At 49.1% G+C, this 19,640-nt stretch carries 21 protein-coding genes and 1 other annotated feature; of the genes, 10 read left to right on the plus strand and 11 right to left on the minus strand.

Annotated features, from left to right (window positions below):
* Positions 1-49: 49 nt before the first annotated feature.
* On the minus strand, positions 50-670 hold the full coding sequence (locus tag HGT71_RS07905) for a phosphatase PAP2 family protein (RefSeq protein WP_214217291.1): 621 nt from the start codon (positions 668-670) through the stop codon (positions 50-52).
* A gap of 224 nt (positions 671-894) precedes the next feature.
* On the opposite strand from HGT71_RS07905, the gene udk reads away from it, so the two are divergent.
* The 6 genes from udk to gndA all read left to right on the plus strand — a co-directional run bounded on the left by udk (position 895) and on the right by gndA (position 7,588).
* Positions 895-1,536, plus strand: a complete 642-nt coding sequence (gene udk, locus HGT71_RS07910) for a uridine kinase (protein ID WP_062812432.1) — start codon at positions 895-897, stop codon at positions 1,534-1,536.
* 32 nt (positions 1,537-1,568) lie between these two features.
* Complete coding sequence (gene dcd, locus HGT71_RS07915; protein WP_214217292.1) at positions 1,569-2,150, plus strand: dCTP deaminase; 582 nt, start codon at positions 1,569-1,571, stop codon at positions 2,148-2,150.
* A gap of 21 nt (positions 2,151-2,171) precedes the next feature.
* Positions 2,172-3,992: an outer membrane assembly protein AsmA gene (gene asmA / locus HGT71_RS07920; protein WP_214217293.1), complete on the plus strand. Its 1,821-nt coding sequence runs from the start codon at positions 2,172-2,174 to the stop codon at positions 3,990-3,992.
* 91 nt (positions 3,993-4,083) lie between these two features.
* Positions 4,084-4,986 (plus strand): sugar phosphate nucleotidyltransferase, encoded by a 903-nt coding sequence (locus HGT71_RS07925; RefSeq protein WP_214217294.1) that lies wholly within the window; start codon positions 4,084-4,086, stop codon positions 4,984-4,986.
* Between the two features lie 16 nt (positions 4,987-5,002).
* Entirely contained in the window at positions 5,003-6,019 is a 1,017-nt protein-coding gene (gene galE / locus HGT71_RS07930) for a UDP-glucose 4-epimerase GalE (RefSeq protein ID WP_214217295.1), read from the plus strand.
* Between the two features lie 162 nt (positions 6,020-6,181).
* Positions 6,182-7,588, plus strand: coding sequence for an NADP-dependent phosphogluconate dehydrogenase (gndA, locus tag HGT71_RS07935; RefSeq protein WP_099824322.1), 1,407 nt, complete (start codon positions 6,182-6,184; stop codon positions 7,586-7,588).
* A gap of 52 nt (positions 7,589-7,640) precedes the next feature.
* On the opposite strand, the gene HGT71_RS07940 is transcribed toward gndA, so the two are convergent.
* The 10 genes from HGT71_RS07940 to hisG all read right to left on the minus strand — a co-directional run bounded on the left by HGT71_RS07940 (position 7,641) and on the right by hisG (position 16,304).
* Entirely contained in the window at positions 7,641-8,333 is a 693-nt protein-coding gene (locus tag HGT71_RS07940) for an ABC transporter ATP-binding protein (RefSeq protein WP_214217296.1), read from the minus strand.
* A 3-nt stretch (positions 8,334-8,336) separates the two neighbouring features.
* Positions 8,337-9,119, minus strand: coding sequence for an ABC transporter permease (locus HGT71_RS07945; RefSeq protein WP_214217297.1), 783 nt, complete (start codon positions 9,117-9,119; stop codon positions 8,337-8,339).
* Positions 9,120-9,257: 138 nt separating this feature from the next.
* The gene (hisIE, locus tag HGT71_RS07950; protein WP_214217298.1) at positions 9,258-9,872 is read right to left on the minus strand and encodes a bifunctional phosphoribosyl-AMP cyclohydrolase/phosphoribosyl-ATP diphosphatase HisIE; all 615 of its coding nucleotides are present in this window, start codon (positions 9,870-9,872) and stop codon (positions 9,258-9,260) included.
* A complete protein-coding gene (gene hisF / locus HGT71_RS07955; protein WP_048912241.1) occupies positions 9,866-10,642 on the minus strand; it encodes an imidazole glycerol phosphate synthase subunit HisF in 777 nt (258 codons plus the stop codon). The genes hisIE and hisF overlap by 7 nt, the downstream gene beginning before the upstream one ends.
* A complete protein-coding gene (gene hisA, locus HGT71_RS07960; protein ID WP_214217299.1) occupies positions 10,624-11,361 on the minus strand; it encodes a 1-(5-phosphoribosyl)-5-[(5-phosphoribosylamino)methylideneamino]imidazole-4-carboxamide isomerase in 738 nt (245 codons plus the stop codon). The genes hisF and hisA overlap by 19 nt, the downstream gene beginning before the upstream one ends.
* Positions 11,358-11,951: an imidazole glycerol phosphate synthase subunit HisH gene (hisH, locus tag HGT71_RS07965; protein WP_214217300.1), complete on the minus strand. Its 594-nt coding sequence runs from the start codon at positions 11,949-11,951 to the stop codon at positions 11,358-11,360. Before hisH ends, hisA begins: the two co-directional genes overlap by 4 nt.
* The gene (gene hisB / locus HGT71_RS07970; RefSeq protein ID WP_214217301.1) at positions 11,951-13,018 is read right to left on the minus strand and encodes a bifunctional histidinol-phosphatase/imidazoleglycerol-phosphate dehydratase HisB; all 1,068 of its coding nucleotides are present in this window, start codon (positions 13,016-13,018) and stop codon (positions 11,951-11,953) included. Before hisB ends, hisH begins: the two co-directional genes overlap by 1 nt.
* On the minus strand, positions 13,018-14,097 hold the full coding sequence (gene hisC / locus HGT71_RS07975) for a histidinol-phosphate transaminase (protein ID WP_214217302.1): 1,080 nt from the start codon (positions 14,095-14,097) through the stop codon (positions 13,018-13,020). Before hisC ends, hisB begins: the two co-directional genes overlap by 1 nt.
* Entirely contained in the window at positions 14,094-15,401 is a 1,308-nt protein-coding gene (gene hisD, locus HGT71_RS07980; RefSeq protein WP_214217303.1) for a histidinol dehydrogenase, read from the minus strand. Before hisD ends, hisC begins: the two co-directional genes overlap by 4 nt.
* Before the next feature lie 3 nt (positions 15,402-15,404).
* On the minus strand, positions 15,405-16,304 hold the full coding sequence (gene hisG / locus HGT71_RS07985; protein ID WP_214217304.1) for an ATP phosphoribosyltransferase: 900 nt from the start codon (positions 16,302-16,304) through the stop codon (positions 15,405-15,407).
* A gap of 59 nt (positions 16,305-16,363) precedes the next feature.
* Positions 16,364-16,483, minus strand: a sequence feature (His leader region).
* 205 nt (positions 16,484-16,688) lie between these two features.
* Between hisG and HGT71_RS07990 the strand changes: the two genes are divergently transcribed.
* From HGT71_RS07990 to HGT71_RS08005, 4 genes are all read left to right on the plus strand, one after another.
* Positions 16,689-17,519 carry an SDR family oxidoreductase gene (locus HGT71_RS07990; protein WP_214217305.1) on the plus strand — a complete coding sequence of 277 codons (831 nt, stop codon included), beginning with the start codon at positions 16,689-16,691 and terminating at the stop codon, positions 17,517-17,519.
* Positions 17,520-17,755: 236 nt separating this feature from the next.
* On the plus strand, positions 17,756-17,929 hold the full coding sequence (locus tag HGT71_RS07995) for a hypothetical protein (RefSeq protein ID WP_168174379.1): 174 nt from the start codon (positions 17,756-17,758) through the stop codon (positions 17,927-17,929).
* Positions 17,919-19,277 carry an APC family permease gene (locus tag HGT71_RS08000; protein WP_214217306.1) on the plus strand — a complete coding sequence of 453 codons (1,359 nt, stop codon included), beginning with the start codon at positions 17,919-17,921 and terminating at the stop codon, positions 19,275-19,277. Before HGT71_RS07995 ends, HGT71_RS08000 begins: the two co-directional genes overlap by 11 nt.
* 119 nt (positions 19,278-19,396) lie before the next feature.
* Positions 19,397-19,624, plus strand: a complete 228-nt coding sequence (locus HGT71_RS08005; RefSeq protein ID WP_048912232.1) for a YgdI/YgdR family lipoprotein — start codon at positions 19,397-19,399, stop codon at positions 19,622-19,624.
* Positions 19,625-19,640: the final 16 nt, after the last annotated feature.

The raw sequence follows: 19,640 nt of genomic DNA on the forward strand, positions 1-19,640 counted from the left end.
AAAAGGGGCGCACTTTAACGGGTTACGGCGCAAAGTCAATCGTTAACGCTTATCGGCCTAAGGAGAGGAGTTGCTGCCGTGTGTGAGGATGCTCCATTCCGGCGAGTTTTGCCGCCAGCGTACCGAGGAAATGCTGGGTTGTGGCGGGCTTCCCCTGAAACACCAGAAACAGCGGCAGGGCGACAATAAGCAGTAATTCGATAAGGTTTACCGGTTTAAACGCCACTTTCCGCTGTATGGCTAAGAAGAACAGGCTGCAACAACACCCCAATAAAAAGCCGCAGATCACTTCGCTCGGCGAGTGGGCATGCAGCACGAGACGAGAATAGGCGATGGTCAGGGCGAAAAGATAACCAAGGGCTACCCAGAGCAGCGGGTGTTTAAATGAAAATCCACGGGCGATAAACCAAAAAAAGATCGGCCAAAACGTTGTGGACATCGTGGTATGGCCGCTAAAGCCGGTAAAGTTATAGCGCGCACTACCAATAAGAAATCCTAGAAATAAGACTTTAGAGATGCTGACTACTAAACCTGCAGTGCCAAAACTGACTAACCAGTAGAATACGGGTGCGAGTCTCGACGTGTTATAGAGCAGGGCAAATGCTAAGACAACAGCACTCGGTAACAGCAGCATGCTATCGCCAAAATAGGTCAACAATTGCCAGTGCATAAATCCTCTGAAGGTGACAGGGATTGGCTGCCAGTCAGCCAATTCAGCGCGCTAGTGTATCCAACCGCGACCAAAAAAACAGTGTTAAACTCTTAAAAGTACGTCCTTTTCGCTAGCATCACTGCCGTGAAACCCTTATAATCGCCGGCGTTTATCCTCCCATTTTGCTAGAGTGCTTGCGGCACAACGCGGGTATTTCGGCTTCAGTTTCAGGTTGTAAAATAATGACTGACCAGTCTCATCAATGTGTGATTATCGGAATTGCGGGCGCATCCGCATCTGGAAAAAGTTTAATTGCCAGTACGTTGTATCGTGAAATTCGTGATCAAGTGGGCGATGAACATATCGGTGTTATCCCAGAAGATTGTTACTATCGCGACCAAAGCCATCTGACGATGGAAGAGCGTATCAAGACCAATTATGACCATCCCAATGCGATGGACCACGATTTACTCTTGAATCAGCTGCAAGCCATTAAATCAGGTCAGTCGATCGAACTCCCGATGTACAGCTATTCCGAACACACCCGCATGGCAAAAACCCAAACGTTAAAACCCAAAAAAGTGATTATCCTTGAAGGGATTTTATTGTTGACCGATGCCCGACTGCGTAACGAATTAAACTTCTCCATTTTTGTCGATACTCCGTTAGATATCTGTTTAATGCGTCGGATGAAACGCGATGTAAACGAACGGGGACGCTCAATGGATTCGGTGATGAGCCAATACCAAAAAACTGTTCGCCCAATGTTCCTGCAGTTTATCGAACCGTCGAAACAATACGCCGACATCATCGTGCCTCGCGGCGGAAAAAATCGTATTGCGATCGATATTTTAAAAGCTAAGATTAATCAATTCTTTGAATAAGTTTTTTTGCGATATTTTATTAGGGGATCACTATGAGATTATGTGACCGAGACATTGAAGCATGGATGGATGAAGGGAAACTTTGTATCGATCCCCGCCCGCCTGTTGAGCGGATTAATGGTGCCACGGTCGACGTACGCCTCGGGAATGGCTTTAGGACCTTTCGCGGACATACGGCGGCATATATCGATTTAAGTGGCCCTAAAGATTCGGTCAGTGCCTCACTTGAACGCGTGATGAGCGAAGAAATTGTTTTAAAAGACGATGAAGCGTTCTTTTTACATCCTGGCGAGCTGGCGTTGGCCGTGACCTACGAATCCGTCACCTTACCGAATGATTTGGTTGGCTGGTTAGATGGTCGTTCATCCTTAGCCCGCTTAGGATTAATGGTTCATGTCACCGCACACCGCATCGATCCCGGTTGGAAAGGACGAATTGTGTTAGAATTCTTTAACTCGGGTAAACTCCCTTTGGCTTTACGTCCAGGGATGTTAATCGGAGCATTGAGTTTTGAACCTTTATCCGGACCTGCCGCACGGCCTTACAATAGCCGTCAAGATGCTAAATACCGTGACCAACAAAGCGCGGTCGCTAGCCGAATCGATAAAGATTAATTTCGCTTAAAGGGAGATGGCATGAGAAAGCTGATAACCACCTTCGCCATTCTCATTGCGGTGCTGGTCGCAGGAATGACGGCTTTAGTTCTGTTGGTGAATCCAAATGATTTCAAACAACATATGGTCCAACAGGTTAAAAAGCGCAGTGGTTATCAACTCACGCTCAAAGGTGATTTGCGCTGGCATGTTTGGCCAAGACTGAGCATCTTAAGTGGACCGATTGTTCTGACCGCGCCGGGCGCTTCACAACCTGCGGTAACGGCTGACAATATGCGTTTAGATGTTGAGCTTCTCCCTTTACTCTCCCACCAGTTGCACATCAGTAAAGTCTTAGTGATGCATGCGGTGATTCAAGCCACACCGGATGCCGCCGCCAAAATAACTGCCACAGGACCGATCGCGCCGGACGATAACAGTGCCTTTGCCCCCTCTTTAGGTCACTGGTCCTTAGATATCGCACATCTGTCGGTGGCGAATAGTTTACTGATATGGCAAGATCCACAAGGCGAACAACTCAATTTCCGTAATGTCGATCTGAGTTTGCATCAAGACAGTTCGCGGGTTGGCCGCTATCACCTAAGTACCGCTTTAACGCGAAACCAGCAGACATTCTCAATCGATTTCGACGGGCAGATGGATGCGCGTCATTATCCTTATAAATTGGCTTTTTCGGTCGATCGTGGCAGTTATCAGTTACAAGGCGTTTCTATACCCGAGCAGGGTGTTAAAGGAGAAACAACCTTCAGCGCCCAATGGTCACCGATGAGCAATACTTTCGACCTCAACGACTTTAGTCTGCATGCAAACGACAGCGATTTTCATGGTGAAGCCAGCGGTGTATTAGCGCCTGCCTTACAGCTTAACCTTAAGTTACATTCACAGAACGCTAATTTTGACCAGCTGTTATTATCTGGCGGGTCGCAAGTCTCGCAGCAAGTCGCTGCGCAGACCAATAGCCCAAAGCGTGTCGACGTGCAAACTCGCGCTCGTACCCCAGTGGTCGTCGAGAAAAATAATCGCGGTTTTATTGATTGGTTGAATCAAAGCGAGATTACGAGTCAACTTACGGCTGATCAAGCCACTTGGCATGGGGTGACAGTCAAAGGGTTAGCATTGAACGCGCATAATGCGATGGGCATGATGAGCTTGAATACGCTCTCCGGTAAGGTGGATGATGGCCATTTCGCGATTCAAGGCAAAGTGGATTTCCGACCTGATTTAGCTACCGTCGACCTACACACCGATTTACAGCATATTCCTTTGCAAGTTGTGCAGCCATTATTGCAAATACCGCCGGTGCTACGTGGGGAGGTTTCGTTACAAGGCGACTTTAGCGGACAGGGGCTACGCGGTAAAGATATCCTGACTCAGTGGCAAGGCCGCTCGACCATCGATCTTATTGGTCTCGATATCCCGCAAATGAACGTGCAACAAATGGTGATTGATGCCGTGACGCGTGCCAGTAACCGCGTCAACTCTGATCCGACTCTTCATCCGGTTATTCCTGATATGCGGGGTAACTTTAGCTTAGGTAATGGCACGCTACAGCTGACGCGTTTGGAAGGCGAGAATGCGCAAGTCTCATTAAACGCATTGGGCGAGATTAATTTTGCCCAGCATCAGCTCGATATCACTTTCAACCTCTTAACACGTGGCTGGAAAGGCGACCCCGGCATGATTGCTCTATTGGCGAATCAACCTATTCCGTTACGTTTTTATGGTCCTTGGAATCACTTGCAATATTCACTTTCAGTCGATAGGTTATTGAAAAATAATCTTAAGAGTCGATTACAGCAGTGGCTTAAAGATAACGATGAGGCTAAACATCCCTCATCGTGATAGGGCAGGGAGAGTTTCAGACTCTCCCTATGCTTTGAAGGTTTAGGCTCATCGATACTATCGTGCACGTACCCCAACCAGTGGATGAGATATGAAAAATTTGAAAGCGGTTATTCCTGTTGCCGGCCTCGGTATGCATATGTTGCCAGCGACCAAAGCGATTCCAAAAGAGATGTTGCCCATCGTTGATAAGCCGATGATCCAGTACATCATTGATGAATGTGTTACCGCGGGGATTAAAGAGATTGTCTTAGTCACTCATGCCTCTAAAAATGCGGTGGAAAACCATTTCGATACCACTTACGAGCTTGAGGCACTTCTCGAGCAGCGAGTAAAACGCCAACTTCTCAGCGAAGTAAAAAATATTTGTCCCCCTGGTGTGACCATAATGAATGTGCGTCAACCGCAGCCGCTAGGCCTCGGTAACGCGATTCTTTGTGCTAAGCCGATCGTCGGCGATAATCCATTCGTCGTGGTATTGCCTGATGTGATTCTCGATAATCAAAGTGCTGACCCATTACGCTATAACCTGGCGGCGATGTTGTCGCGTTTTGCTGAAACCGGGCGTTCACAAGTCCTCTGCCAGACGCTGCCTCGCGAAGAACTTGCAGAATACTCAGTGATCACCACCGAACGGCCTTTAGCGTCCGCAGGTGATACCTGCCGTATCGTTGATTTTATTGAAAAACCGACTCATGTTGAAAATCTACCGGAAACCGCGCAACTCGCGGCAGTCGGTCGTTATGTACTTTCTGAAAAAATCTGGGCGTATTTAGAAGATACTCAGCCAGGCGCTTGGGGGCGAATTCAATTAACGGATGCTATTGCCGCCCTCAATCAAGCTGAAGCGGTGGAAGCCAGTGAGCTTCATGGCATTAGCTACAACTGCGGGCGTAAGCTCGGGTATATGCAAGCTTTCGTTGCCTATGGATTACGCAATCCACAATCCGGGCAGGCTTTCAGAGATTCGATTAAAACACTTCTTAACTCTTAATTTAGGCTAATCAATCATGGCAATTTTAGTGACAGGTGGTGCAGGGTATATTGGATCGCACACCGTCTTAGCACTGCTGCAACGGGGTGATGACGTCGTTGTATTGGATAATTTGTGTAATGCCTCGCAAGAAGCGCTGGCACGGGTGGCTAAGCTAACCGGACGCCAAGCGGCGTTTGTTGAAGGTGATATCCGTGATAGAGCCTGCTTGCAGTTGTTATTCGCTGCGCATCGCATTACCGATGTCATCCACTTCGCCGCCTTAAAAGCGGTGGGGGAATCGACGCGGATGCCGTTAGAGTATTATGAAAATAACGTGTCCGGTACCTTGGTATTGCTCGAAGAGATGCGCCGTGCAGGGATTTGGAACTTTATTTTCAGCTCCTCGGCAACTGTCTACGGTGCCGATGCGCCAGTACCTTATGTCGAAACGACGCCGATAGGGGGAACGACCAGCCCTTATGGCACATCCAAGCTAATGATTGAATTGGTCTTGCAAGACTTTGCCAAAGCCGAGCCGCAATTTAATACTATTGCTTTGCGTTACTTCAACCCAGTGGGTGCGCATGAGTCGGGCGAAATCGGTGAAGATCCTTCAGGGATCCCGAATAATTTACTGCCGTATATTGCTCAGGTAGCGATCGGTAAGTTACCGCAGTTAGGCGTATTTGGTGGCGACTACCCGACGCCAGATGGCACTTGTCAACGCGATTATATTCACGTGATGGACCTTGCAGAAGGTCATTTAAAAGCATTGGATCACTTACAACAGACTCAAGGCTATCGCGCTTATAATCTTGGTGCGGGCAAAGGCTACTCGGTATTAGAGATGATCCGAGCGTTTGAGCAGGCCTCGGGCTGCACGATCCCGTTTGAGATCAAGCCTCGCCGTGCTGGCGACCTTGCCGCGTTCTGGGCAGACCCTGCCTTGGCTGCGAAAGAATTAAACTGGAGCGTTTCGCGTGGTATCGATGAAATGATGGTCGATACTTGGCGCTGGCAGCAAAAAAATCCCCATGGATATCGTCAATAAGTGTAATTAATAAGCATCTGACCGGGGAGGACTTGATCAAACGTGCGTTAAGCATGGATTTCCCGGCCAGGTTTTTATATAACTTATAGGACAAGGTACGCGCTAACAAACCTAGAACATAATGTTCACATAGGTAAGCTTTCTACCAGACAGGAGAATGTAATGTCTAAGCAGCAAATTGGTGTTGTCGGAATGGCAGTAATGGGCCGTAATCTCGCGCTAAATATTGAAAGCCGTGGCTATACTGTCTCAATCTTCAACCGTTCACGTGAAAAGACGGATGAAGTGATTGCAGAAAACCCAGGAAAAAAACTCGCGCCGTTCTACAGCGTTGAAGAGTTTGTCGAGTCCTTAGAAAAACCTCGTCGTATCCTGTTGATGGTGCAAGCGGGTGAAGCGACAGATAAAACGATTGCCTCACTCACTCCACACCTTGATAAAGGTGATATCCTGATCGACGGTGGTAACACCTTCTACAAAGATACCATTCGCCGTAACAAAGAGCTGTCTGACCAAGGCTTTAACTTCATCGGTACCGGTGTTTCCGGCGGTGAAGAAGGTGCATTAAAAGGCCCTTCAATCATGCCTGGCGGTCAAAAAGAAGCTTACGAATTAGTGGCACCGATTTTTGACAAAATCGCGGCACGCGCAGAAGGCGAAGCCTGTGTGACCTATATCGGTCCAGACGGTGCGGGCCACTATGTGAAAATGGTTCACAACGGTATTGAGTACGGCGATATGCAGCTGATTGCAGAAGCTTACTCAGTACTGAAAGGTTCTTTAGGTCTGTCTAATGAAGAATTAGCGAAAACCTTTAGCGAGTGGAACCAAGGTGAGCTAAGCAGCTACCTAATTGATATCACCAAAGATATTTTCACTAAGAAAGATGATACCGGTAACTACTTGGTTGATGTCATCCTTGATGAAGCAGCGAACAAAGGTACAGGTAAGTGGACCAGCCAAAGCTCACTGGACCTTGGCGAACCATTATCGCTGATCACTGAGTCAGTGTTTGCACGTTACCTTTCTTCACTGAAATCACAACGTGTTGCTGCGTCTAAAGTCCTCACTGGACCAAAAGTTGCTGCGTTTAACGGTGATAAAGCGGAATTTATCGAGAAAGTGCGTCGCGCACTTTACTTAGGTAAAATCGTCTCTTACGCACAAGGTTTCTCTCAACTTCGTGCCGCATCAGATCAATATAGCTGGGATCTGAACTACGGCGAATTAGCGAAAATCTTCCGTGCGGGCTGTATCATCCGTGCACAATTCCTGCAAAAAATCACTGATGCTTATGCAGAGAACCCAGAGATCGCGAACTTACTGCTGGCACCATACTTCAAAAACATCGCTGATGAATATCAACAAGCGTTACGCGATGTGGTGAGTTATGCAGTACAGAATGGTATCCCAATGCCGACCTTCTCTGCAGCGATTGCTTATTACGATAGCTACCGTTCAGAAGTTCTGCCTGCGAACCTGATCCAGGCTCAACGTGACTACTTTGGCGCGCACACCTATAAGCGTACCGATAAAGAAGGTGTTTTCCACACTGAGTGGTTAGACTAAGTCTTAAGTTGAATCTCCTCGCAAGCCAGTGACTAGGTCACTGGCTTTTTTTTTAGCTGGCGATTCGCCCTTTTACTAAATGCAGGTGTCGATTAGCGATACGCGCGGCTAAATGCGCATCGTGGGTGGCAATAACAAGAATGGCGGCCTGCTGAGTAAACTGCTGAAGACGGTGCTCGACTTTATCTTTGAATAGCGCATCGCCGACACTGATCCATTCATCCATCAACAGTATTTCCGGCGGCTGTGCTGTGCAGATGGCGAAAGCTAAGCGTAATACCATACCGCTGGAATAGGTACGCACCGGCAGAGAGATAAACTCCTCAAGTTCACTGAAGGCTATCACGTCCTCAATCAGGCTAGGGAGTTGCTGCTTGGGTATCCCCATAAGTAAGCTTCTGAGTTTGATATTCTCAATACCGGTTAACTCGGGTTCCATGCCCAGCGTCGCATCCAACAACGAACTCATTCGACCACAGGTTTTGATCTGTCCGGCACTGGGGCTGTAAACGCCAGCCAATGCACGCAGTAGGGTGGTTTTACCTGAACCATTATGGCCGAGTAGCGCTAAACGATCCCCTTCATCCAACCTAAAGCTAATATCGTTCAAGGCATTCACGGTCATTGTGCGACCCACCTGACCTAACCGCCCCCCTGCCACAGTGAGCAGTGAGCGCTTTAAGGAACGTTGCTGGGCGTTATAGATTGGAAATTGAATACTAAGATGCTGACAATCGATATACATGAATCATATCCAATAAGCGATACGCTTACGCGTGTGGGAAATAAGGGTCATCGCAATCAAGGCGGCAGCGAGGGCGAACAGGGCGGTGAGTAGCCACTCCAGCAATGCGGGACAGTGACCTAAGGTGGTGCCGCGTAGCAGTTCAATAAAATGCGTAAAAGGATTAAGTCGAGCAAAATATTGTTGCTTCGCCGAGAGCAGTGATAATTGCCATATTATTGGGGTAACAAAGAACAGTAGTGTCATCACACTGGTAATGATCGGTGCAATATCACGGTAGCGGGTACAAATAATGGCCGCAATTAATCCGACGCTACTTAAAAATATCAGGGTAATCAGTAGTGCGGGGAGGAGTAAAAGCATACTCCAAGACCAGTCAGGCGGGTAAATAAGCATCACGATAGGGACAACCGTTAGGTTATGTAACAGGATAATCAGCTGCCGCCATGTGACGCGTAAAATATAAAGCGGGAAAGGTAAGGGGATTTGACGGATAAAATGGGCGGCATCATTGAATGCCGTACTGCTCTCGTTAATCACGCCAGTGCAGAGTGACCAGAAAATTAACCCAAGACAGAGGTGAGGCAAAAAATCCTGCAAGCTGAGGTGAAATAGGCTGCCATAGAGCGGTCCCATAGCTAACAATGTGGTGGCCATACTGATGGTGATCCAGAATGGCCCTAAGATTGAACGACGATAGCGATTCAGGACATCGTTCCAGGCTAAGGTTCGCCATAGTGAGAAAAGCGCAAAACTGTGTTTTATTTCAGAGCTAAGAGAATCCATTCACCGTCTCCAAAGGGGAAAAGGGCGTTAGTATGCAGAGTATTACAGGTCAGTGTGAATAAGATTTCTACGGAGGAAGCGGTTATTAAGGGAAGTATTAACATAAATGGGCGGCATAGCGCCGCCCATCGGTCAGTGTTATGCCTGATGACGCTGACGGAGATTAGCAATAATCGAACTGAGATCAAGATCTTGATCCTGCAATAACACGATTAAGTGATAAAGCAGGTCTGATGCTTCATTGGTTAACTCCTCACGGTCATTGACGGTGGCAGCCAATGCGGTCTCAACCCCTTCTTCGCCAACCTTCTGGGCAATACGCTTAGTGCCGCTGGCATATAAGCTGGCTGTGTAAGAACTGCTCGGATCAGCCGATTTACGACTGGCTAGCAGTTGCTCGAGTTGCCATAAGAAGTGCCAATCGGTGGCAGCAGGAGAGAAACAACTCGACGTGCCGGTGTGACAGGTTGGGCCATGAGGTAAGGCTAAAACTAATAAGCTATCGCGATCACAGTCAGCCGTAATCTGCTTCACCGTAAGAAAGTGTCCAGAGGATTCGCCCTTGGTCCATAGACGCTGCTTACTGCGCGACCAGAACGTCACCTTGCCGCTTTGCTGCGTCGCGGCGAGTGCCTCTTGATTCATATAGCCGAGCATCAAAACTTCCCCGGACACCGCATGTTGAATAACCGCTGGGATCAGGTTATCGGTTTTTTGCCAATCGAGGGCGGCGATTGCTTCGGGCGTTAACATAGACGAACCTCTATCTGATTATCTTTTAGGAACTGCTTAAGTTCACCAATATTAATGATTTGCTTATGGAATACTGAAGCCGCTAGGGCACCATCGACATTTGCTTGGGTGAAGGCATCAAGAAAGTGCTGTTCGGTTCCCGCACCCCCCGAGGCAATTAGCGGCACGTGACAGATTTGGCGGATTTGGGCTAACTGGGTCAAGTCGTAGCCTTGGCGTACGCCGTCTTGATTCATCATATTTAGCACAATTTCGCCAGCACCGCGCTGTTGAACCTCTTTGACCCATTCCGCAGTTTGCCACGAGGTATTACGAGTCCGAGCCTCATCCCCTGTAAATTGCTTAACTTGATAAGTGCCCGTTGTCTCGTCGAACCACGTATCAATACCGACAACCACGCACTGCACACCGAAGCGGTCAGCGAGTCGAGTGATCAACTCAGGATCCGCAAGAGCAGGGGAGTTAATCGAGATTTTATCTGCCCCAAAAGAGAGGATTTCGCCTGCTTCTTCTACCGATTTAATACCGCCCGCCACACAGAACGGAATATCGATGACTTCAGCCACCCGCGCGACCCAGCTTTTATCCACGACACGTCCTGCGGAGGAGGCGGTAATATCATAAAAAACCAGCTCATCTGCGCCTTCTGCCGCATAACGTGCCGCAAGCGGTACAATGTCACCGATCACTTCATGGTCACGGAACTGTACCCCTTTTACCACTTGGCCATCGCGCACATCAAGGCAGGGAATTATCCGTTTTGCCAGCATGAAATTGCCTCCGAGACAGTAAATTTATCTTCTAATAATGCGCGACCCACAATAACGCCTTGTACACCGCTAGTCCGCAGTGCTGCTATATCTTCCAGCGAACCGATACCGCCTGAAGACTGGAAAGCGATCGCTGGCCAGGTCGCGGTAATTTCTTGGTACAGTTCGATGTTAGAGCCAGCAAGGGTGCCATCGCGCGAAATATCGGTACAGAGTACGTGACGTAGGCCATAGGGCTGGTAATCGGCAATCACCTGCTCTAATGTCACGCCAGACGCTTCTTGCCAGCCGCTAATGGCCACTTCTTTACGCTGATGCTCATCGATGCGAATATCCAAGGCGAGTACGATAGCCTCTGGCCCAAATTCCTCGAACCACGCCTTAACCATTTCAGGCTGACGAATCGCGGTCGATCCCACTACGACGCGACTTGCACCGGCTTGTAGTAACGCCACAACGTCGTCACGTTGACGAATGCCGCCACCGACTTGTACAGGTACCGAGACGCCTGCCAGCAGTTCGGATAATAAGCTAATCTGCCGCGCGGCCGGATCTTTTGCACCGGTCAAATCGACAAGGTGCAGCACTTCCGCGCCTTGTTGCTGATAAGATTGCAGACGCGGAAGGGGCTCACGGCCATAATCACGCTGCTGGCCATAATCGCCCTGATGTAAACGGACGACTGCGCCTTCGATGAGGTCTAACGCTGGGATAATCATGACATCTCCAAAAAGTTTTTCAGCAGCTGTGCGCCCGCAGCGCCAGAGCGCTCGGGGTGGAACTGAACGCCGTAAAAATTATCGCGTTGAACCGCGGCGGAGAACACTTCGCCATATTGGCACTGGGCGAGGGTGAATTCGTTAACCGGCATCGCGTAGCTGTGTACAAAGTAGAAATAAGCGTCTTTATCGATATCGCGAAAAAGTGGATTGCCCGCTTGCGCCGTTACTTGGTTCCAGCCCATATGCGGGGTTGGCAGTTCTCCGGTCTCTAGGGCGCGCACCTCTTCCGGGATTAAGCCTAAGGTTTTAATCTCGCCACGCTCTTTACTGTGGCTGCCAAGAATTTGCATGCCTAAGCAAATACCCAAGACAGGCTGCGTACAGCGAGTGATCAGCGCGATCAAATCGCGCTCTTCAAGCTGCTGCATCGCCGCACTGGCAGTGCCGACACCGGGGAGTAACAGTTTATCTGCCGACAGTACTAGGTGTTTGTCGCGGCTGACGGTCGGCTGATAGCCTAAACGCTGTACGGCCCATTTGACTGACGACAAATTGGCACAGCCTGTATCAAGGATAACAACGTCCATTACAGCACCCCTTTTGAACTTGGCAAGGTGTTGCCTTCGACGCGTATCGCTTGGCGCAGCGTACGACCAAAGGCTTTAAACAGGCTTTCTACACGGTGATGGTCGTTTTTACCTTTAGTCTTTAAATGTAAGGTCGCGGCCATGGTATAGGAGAGTGAGCGGAAAAAGTGCTCGATCATCTCTGTGCTAAGGTCACCGACATGCTGGTGAGTAAACTCAGCCTTATATTCCAGCCACGGTCGGCCTGAAATATCCAGCGCGCAGCGTGCGAGGCATTCGTCCATCGGCAAGGTAAAACCGAAGCGTCCAATCCCGCGCTTATCACCTAAGGCTTTAAGCAGTGCTTCGCCCAAGGCTAATCCCGTATCCTCAACTGTGTGGTGGTCATCGATATGCAGATCGCCTTTCGCTTGGATAGCTAAGCGAAGGCCACCGTGAGTGGCGATTTGATCGAGCATATGGTCGAAGAAACCAATCCCGGTTGAAATTTTGTTTTCGCCTTCACGGTCTAACCACACTTCTACCGTAATTTGCGTCTCGTGCGTATTACGCACCACTTTGGCGTAACGGTCTTTACGGCATAGACGTTTAGCAATGGTTGGCCAGGTTTCCCCGTCTGCACCGTAGCGGATCCCTTCAATGCCCATATTTTCGGCTAAGGTAATATCGGTCGCTCGGTCACCAATGACGTAACTCTGTGCCTTATCGAGTTGACCTTCTTGCAGCCATTCCTCAACCAGTTGTGTTTTCGGTTTACGGCACGCGCAGTTATCAGCCGGTAAGTGAGGGCAAATCAGCACCTGCGAAAATTGAATGCCTTGTGACGCAAATATCTGCATCATCAAGTTATGCGGCGGATCGAAATCGGCTTGGGGGAAACTGTCTGTGCCCAATCCGTCTTGGTTAGTGATCATCACCAACTCATAGCCCGCTTTTTGTAAGTCAAGTAGCGCAGGGATCACCCCTGATTCGAAAGCTAACTTATCAAGACGGTCAACTTGAAAATCGAGAGGAGGTTCGCTGATCAGTGTCCCATCACGATCGATAAATAGGGTTTTAGTGGTCATTAGCGTGCTCCCTTCGGACCGAATTGTGTTAAGGCTTGATAAAGTGATTCCATTTCAGCTTCAGTACCAATGGATACCCGCAGACATCCACCGAGAAGTAGGTTTTTATTTTGGTCTCGTAGGATAATGCCTTGATCCCATAACCCTTTAAAAACGGCCGGGGAATCGTGGAAGCGAATCAGGAAATAGTTAGTATCGCTAAGGAAAGCTTGCTCGACGCAAGGTAACTCGGCAAGACGGGGGATAAAGTTATCGCGAATCGTATTGAGTTCCTCGACACGATCGCGCATTGCTTTCAAGCCCTCATCACTTAAGGCTTGACTGGCGATATCGGCAACCGGTGTTGAAAGAGGATAGGGGGCAATCACTTTCAACAGGGTTTGAATCACCTCGGGTTGTGCCAAGGTAAAACCACAACGCAAGCCTGCTAAGGCAAAGGCCTTAGATAAGGTGCGTAGCACCACTAAGTGTGGGAATTGCTGCATCCAACTGACGACAGAGGCTTGCGGGCAGAACTCAATATAGGCCTCATCGACAACCACTAATGCCTTACCAGCGGTCGCCGTCAAGACTTGGCGAATAGCCTCTGCGTTGAGTAGGTTACCGGTGGGATTATTTGGGCTGCAGATATAGACAATCTTTACCGAGTCCAATTGCTGCAAGACAGCGGGGACATCGAGTTGCCATGCCTCAGTAAGCCGCTGCGTCTTGGTCTGTACGCCATAGGTTTCGGCACTGACACTATACATCCCGTAGGTCGGCGGGCAATAGAGAACGGTATCTTGTCCCGGTTCACAGTAGGCGCGGATTAGCAGTTCGATGGCTTCGTCGGCTCCTCGGCTTACTAGCACATTATCCGAACTCAGTCCTGCGTACTTGGCATAGCGGCTGATAACCTCGCGAGGTTGGCATTCAGGGTAACGATTTAAGGTTTGCTGCGTCAGCGAAAAGCTGACCGGTGTTGGGTATTCATTAGCGTTAAGCCAAACGTCACCACAGCCGCCCAAGCGACGCGCAGATTGGTAAGGCGTTAAGTCTCTTACATTTTGGCGGACAAGTTGACTCAGTTGGTCACTCATGAAGACTCCTTAAGCGCCTTAACGCGAAGTGTCACCGCATTCTTGTGCGCATCTAAACGTTCTGCCGCGGCCAATATTTCGATTGTCTCGGCGAGGGAGAGAAACCCTTGCGGGGTTAATTCTTGAAGCGTCATCCGTTTTTGGAAATCGGCTAACCCTAAGCTGGAATAGGTCGCGGTGTAGCCATAGGTCGGCAACACATGGTTGGTGCCCGACGCGTAATCGCCTGCGGACTCCGGTGACCAATCACCGAGGAAAACCGATCCCGCACTGCTAATACTGTCGACCCAGTCACGCGGCGATCTGACCTGTAAGATAAGGTGTTCAGGGCCATATTGATTAGAGATAGCGATACATTCGGCTAAATCTTGGGTAACGATGATCTGGCTGGAGGCTAACGCTTGCGCGGCGGTCTCCGAGCGTGGCAGTTGCGCTAATTGTTGCTCAACCTCTGCGACCACCTGTTGCGCGATCTGTTGATCAGGCGTCAGTAAAATTACTTGAGAGTCAGGACCGTGTTCTGCTTGTGACAGAAGATCAGCCGCCACGAAAGCGGGCGTCGCACCACTGTCGGCGATCACTAATACTTCTGACGGGCCTGCGGGCATATCGATTGCTGCACCGGCTAGGTGCTGGCTGACCTGACGTTTTGCTTCGGTCACCCAAGCATTGCCCGGCCCAAAAATCTTATCAACGCAGGTCAGTGTCTCGGTACCAAAGGCCATCGCAGCAATCGCCTGAGCCCCACCAATCTGATAGATCTCTTCGATACCACAGAGTTTAGCGGCATAGAGGATCTCATCGGCAATAGGGGGCGGCGAACAGAGCACCCGCCGAGCACAACCGGCAATCTTCGCGGGCGTCGCCAACATTAATACGGTGGAAAACAGTGGCGCGCTACCCCCTGGGATATAAAGCCCTACGGCTTGGATAGGACGCGTCACTTGTTGGCAACGGATCCCCGGTTGCGTTTCGATATCGACACCCGCCAGTTGCTGTGCTTGGTGAAAGGTCTCGATATTCTCGCGCGCCACCGCCATGGCTTGCTTAAGCGCAGGACTCACACGCTCACAGGCCTGGTCGACTTGCGCAGGCGTCACTGCGAATTGTTCTATTTCACAGCGATCAAACTGTTGGCTAAAGCGACGTAATGCTGCGTCACCTTCTTCACTGACTTGCGTCAAAATCTGTTCGACTGTTTGACGAACGTTATTCGCCGCCGCCATCGCGGGGCGCTGTAACATTTTTTGCTGCTCAGCGGGTGATAGGGTCGCCCAAGTAACGATAGGATTCAGCGTGCTCATCGGTTACTCCATCATTTTCTCAATGGGTAGGACTAAGATGGAGCTCGCGCCGAGTGCTTTCAATTTTTCCATCGTTTCCCAGAATAACGTTTCACTGCTCACCATGTGCAGGGCAAGACGCGATTGGTCACCGGCCAATGGCAGAACGGTTGGACGCTCAGCACCGGGTAGCAGGTCGATGATTTGCTCAAGTTTCTCACTCGGCGCATGCATCATTATGTACTTCGACTCGCGCGCCTGAATAACGCCTTGAATACGGGTCATCAGTCGGTCGACCAGGGCTTGTTTATCTTCAGAGAGTTCGCCGGCGCGTTGGATCAATACGGCTTTAGAGCGATAGATAACATCAACTTCACGCAGTCCATTGGCCTCAAGGGTTGCACCGGTTGAGACCAGGTCACAGATAGCATCGCTCAGCCCCGCACGTGGTGCGACTTCGACTGAACCGTTAAGTAAACAAGATTTGAAGGTCAGGCCTTTCGAATCAAAATATTTCTTTAATAAGTGTGGATAAGAGGTGGCAATGCGTTTGGTATCTAAGCACTCTGGGCCGGTATAGACACTGTCGGCAGGCATGGCAAGAGAGAGACGGCATCCGCCAAAATCTAAACGACGTAAAATCGAGAGTTGAGGATCTTCGCCTTGCGCGCGACGGGTCAACACTTCTTCTTCTAGTACGTTCTCGCCAATAATCCCTAAATCAACGACACCATCCATGACGAGTCCTGGAATATCGTCATCACGGACGCGTAAAATATCGATAGGCATATTCTCGGCGAAAGCGATCAAACGCTGTTGTTGTAAATTGATTTTTATTCCACAGCGGGTGAGTAGTTCGCGAGATTCATCACTCAAACGGCCTGATTTCTGCATTGCAATTCGTAAACGCGTGTTATCCAACATTACACCAATCCTCTTGATTTACTTTTCTGTCTGTCATTGTTTTGTATTTATTATGGGCATTAAAAAAGCCCTCGGAAGAGCGATCTTCCGAGGGCTTTATACGTTCAAACCAGAGGAAGACCTAATCGTCTTCCAGCCGTCATCGCCTGAAAGACTAGTCAGGATGATGATGGTGTTGATGGCGGGTTTGAACAAAATTCATAATTTTCTTATCCAAATATTGGAAAAAAGTAATGTCATTTAACCTAGCCGAGTTAATTGACCTTGGCAACCGTTTTTTAGTCCATTTGGTGAATTTTTTTACATCAAACTCAGATAACTTTACTGGTGGGGACAGGAGAGTCGCGCTAACCTTGAACCATGACTTTTGACGGTGAGACCGGTATGAAAAAAATAGCGATTATTGGATTAGGGTGGTTAGGGATGCCTTTGGCCTTGGCGCTCAGCCAGCGTGGCTACGATGTGCAAGGGTCGAAAACGTCTGAAGATGGTATTCTTGCCGCCCGACGCTGCGGCATTTCTGCGGTGAAATTAGTCACCACGCCCGATATTGAGTGTGATTTTGAAGAGCTAGAGCAATTGATGTCGGTCGATACGCTGATCATTACTTTACCCGCATCGCGCAGCGGCGATGGGGGAGAACATTATGTTAATGCTGTCCAAAACCTTGTTGACAGTGCTATAGCAAATGGCGTGAAGCGGGTGATCTTTACCAGTTCGACTTCAGTCTATGGCGATCAGCAAGGTGAGATGGTTGAAGCCAGTCCACTTCTGCCTGTCACCCCCGCAGGGAAACGCTTGGTCACGCTAGAGCAATGGCTGCACCAGTTACCGGGTATTGAGGTGGATATTCTACGGTTATCGGGTCTAGTGGGACCGGACCGTCATCCAGGCCGTTTTTTAGCGGGTAAAAAACAGTTAACGCAAGGAAATCAGCCGGTTAACCTTGTACATCTCGACGATGTGATCGAGGCGATCGCACTGCTTCTCGCCTCGCCGCGCTCGGGGACAACCTTCAATCTCTCGGCACACCAGCACCCAAGGCGTGATGAGTTTTATCCCTTTGTTGCTAAGCAGCTGGGAGTCGAGCCGCCAACCTTTGCGGCGATCGATCCTCAAGCACCTGCAGGAAAGTGGGTCAACGGCGAAGCCATTTGCCGCAGCTTAGGGTTCCACTACCGCTATAGTGATCCCTTCACGATGCCGCTTGGTTAGATGGTCTAAAGCCGATAAAGAAAATTCTGAGGTTTTACCCTGAAAGGCTTGTTTTAAAAGCTGGATTTAGGCACAATGCGCGGCCTGCAAAATTCGAGATAACCGACGTAAACTGTTTTAATTAACCGTGCGTCGGTTATTTTTTTGCAGTAAAACTTACTAGTAGTGTTTAATTGGTCGGCCTACGTCGGCTTAGTCACCCTTTCACGCTTGAGCGTATGTTTAGAGGAAAAGTAATGGGGCCATCAACTATTATGCAAGTAGCAGCAGCTGCTCGCTTTCGCGATGACTACGGCGCTAAGGCTATTTCACAGCCTATCAATGTCACTCCTTCTCTCCCTTCGCGGAGTTTCCCTGTGGTGCAGTCCGTGTCGATTGCGGCTATAGGGGGGCAACACCATGCAGACTAATGCATCTCCAGCACAATCACGTGCCAGCTTAAAGAAAACACTGACGCTCTTCCCGGTCGTTATGATTGGCTTAGCCTATATGCAGCCAATGACCTTGTTTGATACGTTCGGTATTGTTACGAATTTAACGGGTGGGCATGTTGCCACGGCGTATGCCTTCGCCCTGATTGCGATTCTGTTTACTGCGCTGAGCTACGGAAAACTGGTTCACCGGTTCCCTTCAGCGGGTTCTGCATACACTTATGCACAGAAATCGATTTGCCCTCATGTTGGTTTCATGGTGGGCTGGTCGTCGCTGCTCGATTATCTGTTTATGCCGATGATCAATATTTTGCTGGCCAAAAGCTATTTTGAGTCGTTGATCCCGGGGATCCCTTCGTGGATTTTCGTCGTGCTATTAGTTGGCTTTATGACCCTGACTAACCTTAAAGGTATTCGTACGGTCGCTAACTTTAACGGTCTGATTGTTGTATTACAGATCTTGGTGATGTTAGCGATAGTCGGTATGGTTATCTATGGCGTCGCGCATGGCACAGGTGAAGGGACATTAGTCAGTAGTAAGCCATTCTGGACCGAGAATTCGCAGGTGGTGCCGATGATAACCGGTGCGACGATACTCTGTTTCTCCTTCTTAGGCTTCGATGGCATCAGTTCATTATCCGAAGAGACGAAAGAGGCTAAGCGTGTAATTCCTAAGGCGATTTTTCTTACCGCGCTGATTGGTGGATTACTGTTTATTGCAGTGTCTTACTTCTTACAACTCTATTTCCCTGATGTCAGCCATTTTAACGACCCTGACTCTTCACAACCGGAAATCATGCTGTATGTGGCAGGGAAAACCTTCCAATTCGGTATCCTGATTTTCTCTTGTGTGACGGTTCTTGCGTCAGGTATGGCGGCGCATGCAGGGGTTTCACGACTGATGTATGTGATGGGACGCGACGGTGTTTTCCCTAAACGTTTCTTTGGCTACATTAGCCCGAAATTCCATACCCCGGTCTTCAACGTCTTATTAGTTGGTGCTATTGCTCTGTTAGCGATTAATTTTGACTTAGTAACGGCCACTGCGTTGATTAACTTCGGTGCATTGGTTGCGTTCACCTTCGTCAACTTATCAGTAATTTCGCAATACTGGATCCGTGAGAAACTGCGTCGCACGTTGAAGGATAATATTCGCTTCCTGATCCTACCCTTATGTGGGGCGATAACGGTCGGTGCGCTGTGGGTTAACTTAGAGAAAAGCTCGATGGAACTGGGCTTAATCTGGGCAGCAATCGGTATTATCTATCTGGCGATTGTGACCAAAGGCTTCCGTCTACCTGTTCCGCAGTATGACGAAGAACGTTAAGCCTTAGTGCTTAGGTAAAACCGACCTCTTGGGGTCGGTTTTTTTTGTTTCCTGCAAAATTCTAAATAGGGTCTATACTTAAGAGGAAGCGATAAATTACATATCTCAAGGAGTGTCATATGAAGAAGTTGATTATCCCTGCTGTAGCAATGATTGCTGTTTGTGCATTATCGGGTTGTACACGTACTAGCTACGCAATCCATACTGTTGATGGGCGCACGATAGTCAGCGACGGTAAGCCAAAAGAAACGGATGCCGGCCTAGTGGGCTACACCGATGCAAACGGTGTGAAACAACAAATTAATAAGAGCGAAGTTAAAGTGGTTTCAGAGATTCCAAATAAGTAATTTCGCCCCTTTAATC

The sequence above is a fragment of the Rosenbergiella epipactidis genome (genome assembly GCF_018494055.1).
Taxonomy (GTDB): Bacteria; Pseudomonadota; Gammaproteobacteria; order Enterobacterales; family Enterobacteriaceae; genus Rosenbergiella; species Rosenbergiella epipactidis.

Coding starts and splice junctions, on each gene's coding strand:
- HGT71_RS07905 (WP_214217291.1), bottom strand. CDS start 670: ATGCACTGGCAATTGTTGACCTATTTTGGCGATAGCATGCTGCTGTTA.
- udk (WP_062812432.1), top strand. CDS start 895: ATGACTGACCAGTCTCATCAATGTGTGATTATCGGAATTGCGGGCGCA.
- dcd (WP_214217292.1), top strand. CDS start 1,569: ATGAGATTATGTGACCGAGACATTGAAGCATGGATGGATGAAGGGAAA.
- asmA (WP_214217293.1), top strand. CDS start 2,172: ATGAGAAAGCTGATAACCACCTTCGCCATTCTCATTGCGGTGCTGGTC.
- HGT71_RS07925 (WP_214217294.1), top strand. CDS start 4,084: ATGAAAAATTTGAAAGCGGTTATTCCTGTTGCCGGCCTCGGTATGCAT.
- galE (WP_214217295.1), top strand. CDS start 5,003: ATGGCAATTTTAGTGACAGGTGGTGCAGGGTATATTGGATCGCACACC.
- gndA (WP_099824322.1), top strand. CDS start 6,182: ATGTCTAAGCAGCAAATTGGTGTTGTCGGAATGGCAGTAATGGGCCGT.
- HGT71_RS07940 (WP_214217296.1), bottom strand. CDS start 8,333: ATGTATATCGATTGTCAGCATCTTAGTATTCAATTTCCAATCTATAAC.
- HGT71_RS07945 (WP_214217297.1), bottom strand. CDS start 9,119: ATGGATTCTCTTAGCTCTGAAATAAAACACAGTTTTGCGCTTTTCTCA.
- hisIE (WP_214217298.1), bottom strand. CDS start 9,872: ATGTTAACGCCCGAAGCAATCGCCGCCCTCGATTGGCAAAAAACCGAT.
- hisF (WP_048912241.1), bottom strand. CDS start 10,642: ATGCTGGCAAAACGGATAATTCCCTGCCTTGATGTGCGCGATGGCCAA.
- hisA (WP_214217299.1), bottom strand. CDS start 11,361: ATGATTATCCCAGCGTTAGACCTCATCGAAGGCGCAGTCGTCCGTTTA.
- hisH (WP_214217300.1), bottom strand. CDS start 11,951: ATGGACGTTGTTATCCTTGATACAGGCTGTGCCAATTTGTCGTCAGTC.
- hisB (WP_214217301.1), bottom strand. CDS start 13,018: ATGACCACTAAAACCCTATTTATCGATCGTGATGGGACACTGATCAGC.
- hisC (WP_214217302.1), bottom strand. CDS start 14,097: ATGAGTGACCAACTGAGTCAACTTGTCCGCCAAAATGTAAGAGACTTA.
- hisD (WP_214217303.1), bottom strand. CDS start 15,401: ATGAGCACGCTGAATCCTATCGTTACTTGGGCGACCCTATCACCCGCT.
- hisG (WP_214217304.1), bottom strand. CDS start 16,304: ATGTTGGATAACACGCGTTTACGAATTGCAATGCAGAAATCAGGCCGT.
- HGT71_RS07990 (WP_214217305.1), top strand. CDS start 16,689: ATGAAAAAAATAGCGATTATTGGATTAGGGTGGTTAGGGATGCCTTTG.
- HGT71_RS07995 (WP_168174379.1), top strand. CDS start 17,756: ATGGGGCCATCAACTATTATGCAAGTAGCAGCAGCTGCTCGCTTTCGC.
- HGT71_RS08000 (WP_214217306.1), top strand. CDS start 17,919: ATGCAGACTAATGCATCTCCAGCACAATCACGTGCCAGCTTAAAGAAA.
- HGT71_RS08005 (WP_048912232.1), top strand. CDS start 19,397: ATGAAGAAGTTGATTATCCCTGCTGTAGCAATGATTGCTGTTTGTGCA.